Source organism: Vallitalea maricola (assembly GCF_036985595.1).
GTDB lineage: Bacteria > Bacillota > Clostridia > Lachnospirales > Vallitaleaceae > Vallitalea > Vallitalea maricola.
Genome location: NZ_BTPU01000251.1, coordinates 1 through 280, shown reverse-complemented (window position 1 = coordinate 280; position 280 = coordinate 1). Strand labels below are relative to the sequence as shown.

Genomic DNA, 280 nt, shown 5'->3' with positions numbered 1-280 from the left:
AACGTATATTTGCAGACCAGTAACCAGCCCCTTGACAATTTTGCTTTGGGAAAAATGAAGGAGTTGGCAGGACAATCAGAAGCCGTAGCAAACGAATACGGAAATTATCTATTAAGGAAAGAACACGGCACAAATATCTACGGAATGGATGAATGGTCTGCTGAATTTTTACAGGTAATAGAAGGCGACCTAAATAAAGAACAATGGGAATCCGGCAACGGTATTTATGTTACCCCTATGAGAATGTACCATCCCCAACCATTCTCATAGGGGTAACATA

General features: G+C 40.7%; 1 protein-coding gene. It reads left to right on the top strand.

From position 1 onward, the window contains the following. A partial coding sequence (locus tag AACQ14_RS24010) for a hypothetical protein (RefSeq protein WP_339366062.1) occupies positions 1–270 on the top strand: 270 nt, incomplete at its 5' end. Between the last annotated feature and the right edge of the window lie 10 nt (positions 271–280).